Genomic DNA, 12,432 nt, shown 5'->3' on the forward strand with positions numbered 1-12,432 from the left:
CTAGGGACAGAGGGATCATCTGAAATGCGCTTCTGGTTCATGTTGGCGGCGGCGTTAATTTTAGCCGGCTGCAGCAGCCATCGGGCACCGCCGCCGAATCCTCGGCTGGCAGACTCCATTACGGTGGTGGCGAATCTGAACGAGCAGCTGCGCAGCTGGCGCGGCGCGCCGTATCGCTACGGCGGCATGACGCCGCGCGGCGTTGACTGCTCTGGCTTCGTGGTGCGCACGTTTCGCGATAAATTTGCCCTCCAGCTGCCGCGTGAAACCCGCGAGCAGGCGGAAATCGGCACCCGCATCGATAAGCGCGATCTGCTGCCCGGCGATCTGGTGTTCTTCAAAACCGGCTCAGGGGAGAGTGGCCTGCACGTTGGCATCTACGATACCGACAACCAGTTTATTCACGCCTCCACCAGCCAGGGCGTCACCCGTTCCTCGCTGGATAACGTCTACTGGAACAAAAAGTTCTGGCAGGCGCGGCGAATCTGACGTCATTCAGAAGCAAGAGGGAAGCGAACGCTTCCCTTTTTTATGCCGATAACCCTGCACTCCGCCCGTGTTAATCCGCTGTTCCAGGCACTACACTGGAGAGAGGAGGAACCATGACCCTTTCTTTTACCACCCACTGGCGGGATGAACTGCCGGACTTTTACACTTCCCTGTCACCAACGCCGTTGGATAACGCCCGACTCATCTGGCGCAACGCCCCGCTGGCGCAACAGCTGGGGGTGCCCGACGCCCTGTTTGCGCCTGAAAGCGGGGCCGGTGTCTGGGGCGGCGAAGCGCTGCTTCCGGGCATGTCGCCGCTGGCGCAGGTATACAGCGGCCATCAGTTTGGCGCCTGGGCCGGCCAGCTGGGCGACGGACGCGGGATCCTGCTCGGCGAGCAGCAGCTGGCGGATGGCCGCCGTTACGACTGGCATCTGAAAGGCGCCGGCCTGACTCCTTATTCGCGGATGGGGGACGGCCGCGCCGTGCTGCGCTCGACGATCCGGGAAAGTCTGGCGTCGGAGGCGATGCACGCTCTGGGGATCCCGACGACGCGCGCCCTGGCGATGGTGACCAGCGATACCCCGGTCTACCGCGAGCGCGTGGAGCCCGGCGCGATGCTGATGCGGGTGGCCGAGAGCCATGTGCGCTTCGGCCATTTCGAACATTTTTACTATCGCCGTGAGCCGCAGAAGGTCAAGCAACTGGCCGACTATGTTATTCGCCACCACTGGCCGCAGCTGCAGGATGAGGCGGACAAGTACCTGTTATGGTTCCGTGACATTGTCACGCGTACCGCGCAGACTATCGCCAGCTGGCAAACCGTGGGCTTTGCCCATGGGGTGATGAATACCGACAACATGTCGATTCTCGGTCTGACCATCGACTACGGCCCGTATGGCTTCCTTGACGATTTTCAACCGGACTTCATCTGCAACCACTCCGATTATCAGGGGCGCTACAGTTTTGAAAACCAGCCGGCGGTGGGGCTGTGGAATCTGCAGCGTCTCGCCCAATCGCTGTCGCCGTTTATCAGCGCTGAAGCGTTAAACGCGGCGCTGGATGAGTATCAGCACGCCTTGCTGACCGCTTATGGCCAGCGGATGCGCGATAAACTCGGCCTGTTCAGCCAGCAGAAAGGGGATAACGACCTGCTGGACGGGCTGTTTGCCCTGATGATCCGCGAGAAGAGCGACTATACCCGGACGTTCCGCCTGCTGAGCCACAGCGAACAGCTCAGCGCCGCATCGCCGCTGCGCGATGAGTTTATCGACCGCGCGGCCTTTGACAGCTGGTTTGCCGGGTATCGTGCGCGGCTGCGTGATGAACAGGTGGACGACGCGCAGCGCCAGCAGAGGATGCAGGGCGTGAATCCGGCGCTGGTGTTACGTAACTGGCTGGCGCAGCGGGCGATCGAGCAGGCTGAGGCGGGCGATATGGGCGAGCTGGAGCGCCTGCATGCCGCGCTGGCAGACCCCTTTACCGATCGCGAGGACGACTACGTCCGCCGCCCGCCGGACTGGGGGAAACGTCTGGAAGTCAGCTGCTCGAGCTAACTTGCCTCGCCCCGCGCTCAGCGGGGCGCTTACTTGGTCAGAATTAACTTCCCGGCGTGGGTCTGGCGCAGCAGATAGCGCTGGCCGCCATGCTCAATCACTACTCGTCCTTCGCTGCCTAACAGAACCCGACTGCTGATCTCTCTGTCCGTCGCCACGGGATAAGGGGCATTGTCTTTTGGTTTTTCAGCTGTGGCAGTGTTATCCATACGCGTCATAGCTCTCAAAATAAAAATCAAGGCAACAATGATAATCATTATCAATAATGTTGTTTTTGACGGCAAGCGTTATTTATCGTGTTACCGGATTTGGTAGGGGAGTCAGCGAAGAGAATTGCCCGCCGCAGGCGCGGCGGGCGGAGCGGTTACAGGCGTGTGGCGGTGGCCGCAGCCAGCTCGCTCAATAATCTTTCGCTGTCTTCCCAGCTCAGGCAGGGGTCGGTGATCGACTGGCCCCAGGTCAACGGCTGGCCGGGGACCACTTTCTGAGTGCCTTCCTGCAGGAAGCTTTCGGCCATAATCCCGGCGATGGCGGTGGAGCCCGCGCGAATTTGCTGACAGATATCGGCGCACACCTCCAGCTGACGGCGGTGCTGCTTCTGGCAGTTGCCATGGCTGAAATCAACGACCAGCTGTTCCGGCAGATCGAATTCACGTAGCGCCTCGCCGGCGGCGGCGATATCCTCGGCGTGATAGTTTGGCCGTTTGCCGCCGCGCATAATAATATGCCCATACGGGTTGCCGCTGGTCTGGTAAATCGTCATCTGCCCCTGCTTGTCCGGAGAGAGGAACATATGGCTGGCGCGGGAGGCGCGGATGGCGTCCACCGCGATACGCGTATTGCCGTCGGTGCCGTTTTTAAATCCAACCGGGCAGGAGAGCGCTGAGGCCATTTCACGGTGGATCTGGCTTTCAGTGGTGCGCGCCCCGATGGCCCCCCAGCTGATGAGATCGGCGATAAACTGACCGGTCACCATATCGAGAAACTCGGTGGCCGTCGGTACCCCCAGCTCATTAACCTGCAGCAGCAGGCGCCGCGCCAGCTCAATTCCGTGGTTGACCCGGTAGCTGCCGTTGAGGTCGGGATCGGAGATTAAGCCTTTCCAGCCCACCACGGTACGCGGTTTTTCAAAGTAGGTGCGCATCACGATCTCCAGCTGCGGCTGGTAGCGCTCGCGCATGCCCTGCAGGCGGCGGGCATACTCCAGCGCCGCATCGGTGTCGTGAATGGAGCAGGGGCCGATAATCACCAGCAGTCGGCGGTCTTCGCCGTTGAGGATTTTTTCAATTCGGCGGCGGGAGGCCGAGACGTGGACAGCCACGTCGGCCGTCACGGGATGGCGCTGGGCCAGCTCCGCGGGCGTTACCAGGCTCTCAATGCGCGCGGTACGCAATTCGTCTGTTTTATTCATTGGGGTCTCAAAAATCTGTTTCTTCCGCGGCGAAAATGCCGGGAAGTGATGCGCATCACGATAAACCAATCCCTGCTTATTGCAAGAGCAGGGCATGATCCTGTATAGGCCACGGGTGATAGCATAAACAAATTTTTAATAATGTACTAGTGTATTAGTACATTCTGCGATTCAGCCCCATGATGTCCATGATTTTTGTCGCTATTTCCTCAACGGAATAGTTGGTGCTGTTCAGGCAGGGGATTTTATTCTTGCGATACAGGGCCTCCACTTCGGTCACTTCCATCCGACACTGGCGCAGCGAGGCGTAGCGGCTGTTCTCCCGGCGCTCCTCGCGGATCGCCGCCAGACGCTCCGGATTGATGGTCAGGCCGAACATCTTATGCTGCAGGGGTTTCAGCGAGGCCGGCAGCACCAGATTGTCCATATCGTCGGCGATAAACGGATAGTTGGCGGCGCGAATACCGTACTGCATGGCGAGATACAGACTGGTGGGTGTTTTGCCGCAGCGCGAGACGCCGAGGAGGATCACCTGCGCCTGGTCAAGGTTGCGCAGCGAGATGCCATCGTCATGGGCGAGGGTATAATCGATGGCGGCGATACGCGCATCGTATTTAATCAGGTTGCCGGGGTTGAGGCCGTGGGTGCGGTGGGCCACCGGCGTCGGGTCGAGGTTGAGCTCCTGCTGCAGCGGGGCCACCAGCGCCTGCACGATATCCTGACAAAAGCCTTCGCTTTGCAGAATAATGTCGCGTATTTCCGGGATGACGATGGAGTAGAACACCAGCGGGCGAATACCCGTTTGCTGATAGATGGCGTCGATCTGCTCCTTTACCGCCCGCGCGCGGCTGATGTTTTCCACAAACGGCAGGGTTACGCTGCTGATGGCGACCGGGAATTGCGACATCACGGCATGCCCCAGCACCTCCGCCGTGATGGCGGTACCGTCAGAAATATAAAATACGTGGCGATCTACAGCACTTTCCATTTTGACCATCCGGTATAATGAGTTTAATTGCCTGAAAGCGGATATTAAATTTAAGCATATCCCTGTTTGATTTGTCTCTTGTTAAAATTGAAACGCTATTTTTGTTTTTTATGAAAAGGGTGGTTCATTTTCTTTTTGTCGCCGTTATTTCCAGCGTTTTCCATCAGAATTCCTAAAAATCATCAAGTTAGCAATATCGGGGGAACAGTCCGAAAAATGAAAAAATAATTTGCTTGAACGATTCACCGTTTTTTTCAGCTTCATAAATATGTCAGGATAATCCTGCAGTCGATCGTGAAATTTTTTTCACTGGTATTAAATCACAAAAGGATTGTCTCGATGTCCAACAATGGCTCGTCACCGCTGGTGCTTTGGTATAACCAACTCGGCATGAATGATGTAGACAGAGTTGGGGGCAAAAATGCCTCCCTTGGTGAAATGATTACGAATCTGTCCGGTATGGGTGTTTCCGTACCTAACGGGTTTGCCACCACCGCTGATGCTTTCAATCAGTTCCTGGACCAAAGCGGTGTTAACCAGCGCATCTATGCGCTGCTGGATGAAACCGACATTGACGACGTTTCCGCATTAGCGAAAGCGGGCGCGCAGATCCGACAGTGGATCATCGATACCCCCTTCCAGAGCGAACTGGAAAACGCGATTCGCGATGCTTATGACCTGCTGTCCGCCGATGACGCCGAGGCCTCATTCGCCGTGCGCTCTTCCGCCACCGCGGAAGATATGCCGGACGCCTCCTTCGCCGGGCAGCAAGAGACATTCCTCAACGTGCAGGGCTTTGACGCCGTGCTCGTTGCCGTGAAGCACGTGTTTGCTTCGCTGTTTAACGATCGCGCAATCTCCTACCGCGTGCATCAGGGTTACGATCACCGCGGCGTGGCGCTCTCCGCCGGGGTGCAGAGGATGGTCCGCTCCGATCTGGCCTCCTCCGGCGTCATGTTCTCCATCGATACCGAATCCGGCTTTGACCAGGTGGTGTTTATCACCTCGGCGTGGGGTTTGGGCGAGATGGTGGTGCAGGGCGCGGTGAACCCGGACGAATTCTACGTCCACAAACCGACGCTGGCCGCTGGCCGTCCGGCGATCGTGCGCCGCACCATGGGGTCGAAAAAGATCCGTATGGTTTACGCGCCGACCCAGGAGCACGGTAAACAGGTGCGTATCGAAGATGTGCCGCAGGCGCAGCGCGATATTTTCTCGTTAAGCAACGAGGAAGTGCAGGAGCTGGCGAAGCAGGCGGTGCAGATCGAGAAGCACTACGGCCGTCCGATGGATATCGAGTGGGCGAAAGATGGCCACACCGGTAAGCTGTTTATCGTCCAGGCGCGTCCTGAAACCGTGCGTTCCCGCGGCCAGGTGATGGAGCGTTATACCCTCCACGCTCAGGGGCAGATCATCGCCGAAGGGCGCGCCATCGGCCACCGCATTGGCGCCGGTCCGGTCAAGGTGATCCACGATATCAGCGAGATGAATCGCATTGAGCCAGGCGACGTACTGGTTACCGACATGACCGACCCGGACTGGGAACCGATCATGAAAAAAGCCTCGGCGATTGTCACCAACCGCGGCGGGCGTACCTGTCACGCGGCGATTATCGCCCGTGAGCTGGGGATCCCGGCGGTGGTCGGCTGCGGTGATGCTACCGATCGCATTCAGGAAAATCAGAATGTCACCGTCTCCTGCGCCGAAGGCGACACCGGCTATGTCTACGCCGAGCTGCTCGACTTCAGCGTCAAGAGCTCCAGCGTCGGCGACATGCCGGATCTGCCGCTGAAGGTGATGATGAACGTCGGCAACCCGGATCGCGCGTTCGACTTCGCCTGCCTGCCGAACGAAGGCGTCGGTCTGGCGCGGCTGGAATTTATCATCAACCGCATGATTGGCGTTCATCCGCGCGCGCTGCTGGAGTTTGACGACCAGGAGCCGGGCCTGCAGAACGAAATCCGCGAGCTGATGAAAGGCTACGATTCGCCGAGAGAGTTCTACGTTGGCCGCCTGACCGAAGGGATCGCCACCCTCGGCGCCGCTTTCTATCCGAAACGGGTGATCGTGCGTCTGTCGGACTTCAAATCGAACGAATACGCCAACCTGGTGGGCGGCGAGCGCTATGAGCCGGAAGAAGAGAACCCGATGCTCGGCTTCCGCGGCGCCGGACGCTACGTTTCCGAAAGCTTCCGCGACTGTTTCGCCCTTGAATGCGAAGCGATGAAGCGCGTGCGTAACGACATGGGACTGACCAACGTTGAAGTGATGGTCCCCTTCGTCCGTACAGTCGCCCAGGCGAAAGCGGTGGTCGAAGAGCTGGAGCGTCAGGGGCTGAAGCGCGGCGAGAACGGGCTGAAGATCATTATGATGTGCGAGATCCCGTCGAACGCCTTGCTGGCGGAGCAGTTCCTCGAGTACTTCGACGGCTTCTCCATCGGTTCGAACGACATGACCCAACTGGCGCTCGGTCTGGATCGCGATTCCGGTGTGGTTTCTGAGCTGTTTGATGAACGCAACGACGCGGTGAAAGCCCTGCTGTCGATGGCCATCCGCGCGGCGAAGAAACAGGGTAAATACGTCGGCATCTGCGGCCAGGGGCCGTCTGACCATGAGGATTTCGCCGCCTGGCTGATGGAAGAGGGGATTGATAGCTTGTCCCTGAACCCGGATACCGTGGTACAAACCTGGTTAGGTCTGGCGGAACTGAAAAAATAAGTTCGCCCTGACAGGACCGATCCCCGGCAGCGATGCCGGGGATTTTTTTACCGGTGTCAGGCTATCTGGTGTCGTGATGCGCAGGGCAAAAAAAAGCCCATCGTGGGAGATGGGCAAAGACTACACACAGCAATTCGTTGTTTCACTCAGGGGATTTACATGCTTATAAATCAAGGTGTTGATTTATAACCGTGAGCTAATAGTAGGCAGCGGGGCCTTTGCCGTCGATCAGATTCCTCTCAATAGTTAAATTGTTGTGAAGGACCGGGGGAGGAAAGCGAGGTGAAGGGCGCGCGGGGCCAGCGCATTGCCGGCGATCAATAAATTTTGCTTAACAATATGCGGGCAAAGAAACAGGCGGGTCTCCCCGCCTGCCAGGCATTACTTGCGACCGGCCTCCAGCTCACTGAGCTCTTCAAGGACGACGTCAGGGTCTTTCGGCGGCGGCGGCACCTCATGCACCCAGGCGTCATACAGTCGCCAGGAGACGGCGAGCAGCACCGGACCGATAAACAGGCCGATCATGCCGAAGGCGATCAGGCCGCCAATGACGCCGGTGAGGATAAGGATCATTGGCAGGTCGGCGCCCATGCGGATGAGCACCGGACGAATAACGTTGTCCATGGTGCCGACTACGCAGCTCCAGACCAGCAGCACGGTGCCCCAGGTGGTGTCCCCGCTCCAGTAAAGCCAGATAATCGACGGCACCAAAACCAGTAAAGGGCCGAGCTGAACCAGACAGGTAAAGATCATCACCACGGTCAGCAGAGCGGCGTAGGGCACGCCGGAGACGGCAAGGCCAATCCCGCCCAGTACCGCCTGAGTGAGGGCAGTGACCACCACGCCCAGCGCCACGGCGCGCACGGCCTGGCCGGCCAGCAGCACCGCGGCGTCGCCGCGTTTGGCCGCGAGGCGCGTGGCGAAGTAGCGGAAACCATAGGCCACCTGCTCGCCGCGCCAGTAGAGCAGCGCGCTGAACAGCAGCATCAAACCGCAGTAGACCAGCAGCTTGCCGATGTGCGCCGCCTGACCGACAAACCAGCTGGTGGTGGTGCCAATATAGGGACGAACCTTGGCCATAATCGCCGAGCCGCCCATATCCAGCAGACCGTGCCAGGCGGAGTACAGTTTATCGCCGACCAGCGGTACGCTGTTGAGCCAGGCGAAATCCGGCAGCGTCACATTTCCGCTGCTGATGAGTTTGATCAGCGGAACGCTGTTATCCACCAGGCTGTTGACCAGCAGAGCGATAGGAATAACGAATAGCAGAAACAGCAACAGGGTCATCGCCAGCACCGCCAGCAGTCGTTTGCCGAACAGCACACGCTGCAGACGCAGCAGCACCGGCCAGGTGGCGATCACCACCGTACCGGCCCAGGCGAAGGACAGAATAAACGGCTGCACAACCCACAGGCAGGATATGATAATCAGGGCCAGGAACAGCACCGACAGCAGTATTTGCGGAATGTCCCGAGGCTGATGGGGATTAATCATAGAGAAATTTTACCTTTCCAGTCGCGCCAAACAGCTGGCGCCGCGTAAATCCATATACTGATAATAATATCAATAATTTTGCCGGGCTGATTTTGCACAGAAAACACGTGGGCGCATATGAAAAAAATGTGATAAAAAGTTGAATGCGCTACGCAAACGTTTAGTTAGCACCAACACAATATTTTCAAACACAACATAGTCAGGCAGGGTCAAGCGTGATGATCCCACAAATTTCTCAGGCGCCAGGGGTAGTTCAACTGGTGCTGAATTTTTTGCAGGTACTGGAGCAACAGGGTTTTACCGGCGATACCGCCACCAGCTATGCCGACAGGCTAACGATGGCCACCGACAACAGCGTCTATCAGCTGCTGCCGGATGCGGTCATTTTTCCTCGATCCACGGCGGACGTGGCGCTGCTGGCGCGCGTCGCCGCCGAACCGCGTTTTAAATCGCTGATCTTCACACCGCGTGGCGGCGGCACCGGCACTAACGGCCAGGCGCTGAACGGGGGGATTATCGTCGATATGTCCCGCTATATGAACCGCATTATCGAAATCAACCCCGAAGAGGGCTGGGTGCGCGTTGAAGCCGGGGTCATCAAAGATCAGCTGAACCAGTTTCTTAAACCCTATGGTTACTTCTTTGCGCCTGAGCTATCCACCAGCAACCGCGCCACGCTGGGGGGGATGATTAACACCGACGCGTCCGGCCAGGGATCGCTGGTGTACGGCAAAACGTCGGATCACGTGCTCGGCCTGCGGGCGGTGCTGATGGGCGGGGATATCCTCGATACCCAGGCGGTGCCGGTGGCGCTGGCGGAGACGCTGGGCAATACCCCCTCGACGGTTGGCCGGATCTACAACACGGTCTACCAGCGTTGCAAGGCGCAGCGTGACCTGATCATTGATAAGTTTCCCAAACTCAACCGCTTCCTCACCGGATACGATCTGCGTCACGTCTTTAACGATGAGATGAGCGAGTTCGACCTGACCCGTATTTTAACCGGTTCGGAAGGGACGCTGGCGTTTATTACCGAAGCGCGGCTGGATATCACCCGCCTGCCGAAGGTGCGCCGTCTGGTCAACGTCAAATATGACTCCTTCGACTCTGCGCTGCGCAATGCGCCCTTTATGGTCGAAGCGAAAGCCCTGTCGGTGGAGACCGTCGATTCTAAAGTTCTCAATCTGGCGCGCGAGGATATCGTCTGGCACTCGGTAAGCGAACTGATCACCGACGTACCGGATAAAGAGATGCTCGGGCTCAATATCGTCGAATTCGCCGGCGATGACGCGGCGCTGATTGACCAGCAGGTTACTACCCTGTGCCAGCGGCTGGACGAGCTGATGGCCGCCAGCGAGGCGGGCGTCATTGGCTGGCAGGTCTGTCACGATCTTGAAGGCGTGGAGCGCATCTATGCCATGCGCAAGAAGGCCGTCGGCCTGTTGGGTAATGCCAAAGGCGCCGCCAAGCCTATTCCTTTCGCCGAGGACACCTGCGTACCGCCCGAACATCTGGCGGATTACATCGTCGAGTTCCGCGCGCTGCTCGACAGCCACGGCCTAAGCTACGGCATGTTTGGCCACGTTGATGCCGGGGTGCTGCACGTGCGCCCGGCGCTGGACATGTGCGATCCGCAGCAGGAGGTGCTGATGAAGCAGATCTCCGACGATGTGGTGGCGCTGACGGCGAAGTATGGCGGCCTGCTGTGGGGCGAACATGGCAAAGGGTTCCGCGCGGAGTACAGCCCGGCCTTCTTTGGCGAGACGCTGTATGCCGAGCTGCGCAAGATCAAAGCGGTCTTCGATCCCGATAACCGCCTGAATCCGGGGAAAATCTGTCCTCCGGAAGGTATCGACGCGCCGATGATGAAAGTCGATGCGGCGAAGCGCGGCACCTGGGATCGGCAGATCCCCATCGCGGTGCGCAGCAGCTGGCGTGGGGCGATGGAGTGTAATGGCAACGGGCTGTGCTTCAACTTTGACGTCAAGAGCCCGATGTGTCCGTCGATGAAAGTCAGCAACCAGCGCATCCACTCGCCGAAAGGGCGGGCGACGCTGGTGCGGGAATGGCTGCGCCTGCTGGCCGACCGCGGCGTCGATCCCAACCAGCTGGAGAAGGCGCTGCCGGAGCAGGGCGTCAGCCTGCGCTCGCTGGTGGCGCGCACGCGCAACAGCTGGCATGCGCGCAAAGGCGAATATGACTTCTCGCATGAGGTCAAAGAGGCGATGTCCGGCTGTCTGGCCTGTAAAGCCTGTTCGACCCAGTGCCCGATCAAAATCGATGTTCCCGAGTTCCGCTCGCGCTTCCTGCAGCTGTACCACAGCCGCTATCTGCGGCCGGTGCGCGATCATCTGGTGGCCTCGGTCGAATCTTATGCGCCGCTGATGGCGCAGGCGCCGAAGACCTTTAACTTTTTTATTAACCAGCCTTGGCTGAAAAAGCTGTCGGAGAAGCATATCGGGATGGTCGATCTGCCGCTGCTCTCGGCGCCGTCGCTGAAGCAGCAGATGGCCGGCCACCGTTCCGCCAATATGACCCTTGAGCAGCTCGAAGCGCTGAGCGCCGAGCAGAAAGCGAAGATGGTGCTGGTGGTGCAGGATCCCTTCACCAGCTACTATGACGCCCAGGTGGTGGCCGACTTTATCCGTCTGGTCGAGGCCTTAGGCTATCAGCCGGTGCTCCTGCCGTTCTCGCCGAACGGCAAGGCGCAGCATATCAAAGGCTTCCTCACCCGCTTCGCGCGCACCGCACAGAAGACGGCGGACTTCCTCAACCGCGTGGCGCAGCTGGGCATGCCGCTGGTGGGCGTCGATCCGGCGCTGGTGCTCTGCTACCGCGATGAGTACAAGCAGACGCTCGGCGACAAGCGCGGCGATTTCCAGGTGCTGTTAGTCCATGAGTGGTTGCCGAAGGCCCTAACCAGCGACGCCCGTCCCGATCTGGGCGGTGAGCCCTGGTACCTGTTCGGTCACTGTACCGAAGTGACCGCGCTACCGGCGGCGACAAAGCAGTGGGCAGATATTTTTGCCCACTTCGGCGCGAAGCTGGAAAACGTCAGCGTTGGGTGTTGCGGGATGGCTGGCACCTATGGTCATGAAGTGAAAAACCACGCCAACTCGTTGGCCATTTACGCGCTCTCCTGGCAGCAGGCGATGCAGCGGCTGCCGCGAAACCGCTGTCTGGTGACGGGCTACTCCTGCCGCAGTCAGGTGAAGCGTATTGAAGGCAGCGGCGTTCGCCACCCGCTGCAGGCGTTACTGGAGATAATCGGATGATTTGGAAACGTCAGGCCACGCTGGAGCAGCTCAACCGGCTCGGTGAGGGGAACATGGTAGGGCTGCTCGATATTCGCTTTGAGACCGTTACCGACGATACGCTGGAGGCCACTATGCCGGTCGATAGCCGCACACAGCAGCCGTTTGGCCTGCTGCACGGCGGAGCGTCGGTGGTGCTGGCGGAGACCCTGGGGTCGGTGGCAGGCTATCTGTGCAGCGAAGGCGAACAAAAGGTGGTGGGGCTGGAGGTTAACGCCAACCACATCCGTTCGGCGCGCGGGGGCCGGGTGCGCGGCGTCTGCAAAGCGCTGCACGTCGGGACGCGCCATCAGGTCTGGCAAATTGAAATCTTCGACGAACAGTCGCGGTTATGTTGTTCATCACGACTAACCACCGCGGTAATATAAGCCGCATGGCGGGAGGCGAATAGCCTCCCTTTTTTTAAGGTAATAAGCGAGAGCCGGCCTGCCAGAGCCAGAGATGTTGTCACAAGATCAGCCG

10 protein-coding genes and 1 other RNA gene are annotated in these 12,432 nt (G+C 59.0%); 5 read left to right on the forward strand and 6 right to left on the reverse strand.

The window, feature by feature from the left end:
* The first annotated feature begins 24 nt into the window (after positions 1-24).
* Together HMPREF1024_RS22670 and selO are read left to right on the forward strand one after the other, a co-directional pair.
* Positions 25-489, forward strand: a complete 465-nt coding sequence (locus tag HMPREF1024_RS22670) for an NlpC/P60 family protein (protein ID WP_002909082.1) — start codon at positions 25-27, stop codon at positions 487-489.
* A 113-nt stretch (positions 490-602) separates the two neighbouring features.
* Positions 603-2,045 carry a protein adenylyltransferase SelO gene (selO, locus tag HMPREF1024_RS22665; protein ID WP_009307610.1) on the forward strand — a complete coding sequence of 481 codons (1,443 nt, stop codon included), beginning with the start codon at positions 603-605 and terminating at the stop codon, positions 2,043-2,045.
* 29 nt (positions 2,046-2,074) lie between these two features.
* On the opposite strand, the gene hemP is transcribed toward selO, so the two are convergent.
* The 4 genes from hemP to HMPREF1024_RS31070 all read right to left on the reverse strand — a co-directional run bounded on the left by hemP (position 2,075) and on the right by HMPREF1024_RS31070 (position 4,708).
* Positions 2,075-2,254 carry a hemin uptake protein HemP gene (hemP, locus tag HMPREF1024_RS22660; protein ID WP_014343179.1) on the reverse strand — a complete coding sequence of 60 codons (180 nt, stop codon included), beginning with the start codon at positions 2,252-2,254 and terminating at the stop codon, positions 2,075-2,077.
* Between the two features lie 155 nt (positions 2,255-2,409).
* The gene (gene aroH / locus HMPREF1024_RS22655) at positions 2,410-3,456 is read right to left on the reverse strand and encodes a 3-deoxy-7-phosphoheptulonate synthase AroH (protein WP_009307611.1); all 1,047 of its coding nucleotides are present in this window, start codon (positions 3,454-3,456) and stop codon (positions 2,410-2,412) included.
* 154 nt (positions 3,457-3,610) lie between these two features.
* Positions 3,611-4,444: a pyruvate, water dikinase regulatory protein gene (locus HMPREF1024_RS22650; RefSeq protein ID WP_002909061.1), complete on the reverse strand. Its 834-nt coding sequence runs from the start codon at positions 4,442-4,444 to the stop codon at positions 3,611-3,613.
* A gap of 144 nt (positions 4,445-4,588) precedes the next feature.
* Positions 4,589-4,708: a hypothetical protein gene (locus tag HMPREF1024_RS31070; RefSeq protein ID WP_009484225.1), complete on the reverse strand. Its 120-nt coding sequence runs from the start codon at positions 4,706-4,708 to the stop codon at positions 4,589-4,591.
* Positions 4,709-4,783: 75 nt separating this feature from the next.
* Between HMPREF1024_RS31070 and ppsA the strand changes: the two genes are divergently transcribed.
* Positions 4,784-7,162: a phosphoenolpyruvate synthase gene (gene ppsA, locus HMPREF1024_RS22645; RefSeq protein WP_002909055.1), complete on the forward strand. Its 2,379-nt coding sequence runs from the start codon at positions 4,784-4,786 to the stop codon at positions 7,160-7,162.
* A gap of 85 nt (positions 7,163-7,247) precedes the next feature.
* Here ppsA and rprA read toward each other — a convergent pair.
* Both rprA and ydiK read right to left on the reverse strand, forming a co-directional pair.
* An RNA gene (gene rprA, locus HMPREF1024_RS28270) (antisense sRNA RprA) lies at positions 7,248-7,355 on the reverse strand.
* Positions 7,356-7,543: 188 nt separating this feature from the next.
* Entirely contained in the window at positions 7,544-8,656 is a 1,113-nt protein-coding gene (ydiK, locus tag HMPREF1024_RS22640) for an AI-2E family transporter YdiK (RefSeq protein ID WP_004148729.1), read from the reverse strand.
* 218 nt (positions 8,657-8,874) lie between these two features.
* On the opposite strand from ydiK, the gene HMPREF1024_RS22635 reads away from it, so the two are divergent.
* The gene (locus HMPREF1024_RS22635) at positions 8,875-11,931 is read left to right on the forward strand and encodes an FAD-binding and (Fe-S)-binding domain-containing protein (protein ID WP_009307612.1); all 3,057 of its coding nucleotides are present in this window, start codon (positions 8,875-8,877) and stop codon (positions 11,929-11,931) included.
* Complete coding sequence (menI, locus tag HMPREF1024_RS22630; protein WP_002909015.1) at positions 11,928-12,338, forward strand: 1,4-dihydroxy-2-naphthoyl-CoA hydrolase; 411 nt, start codon at positions 11,928-11,930, stop codon at positions 12,336-12,338. Before HMPREF1024_RS22635 ends, menI begins: the two co-directional genes overlap by 4 nt.
* Positions 12,339-12,432 lie beyond the last annotated feature (94 nt).

The organism is Klebsiella sp. 4_1_44FAA (genome assembly GCF_000238715.1).
GTDB classification, from domain to species: Bacteria; Pseudomonadota; Gammaproteobacteria; order Enterobacterales; family Enterobacteriaceae; genus Klebsiella; species Klebsiella pneumoniae.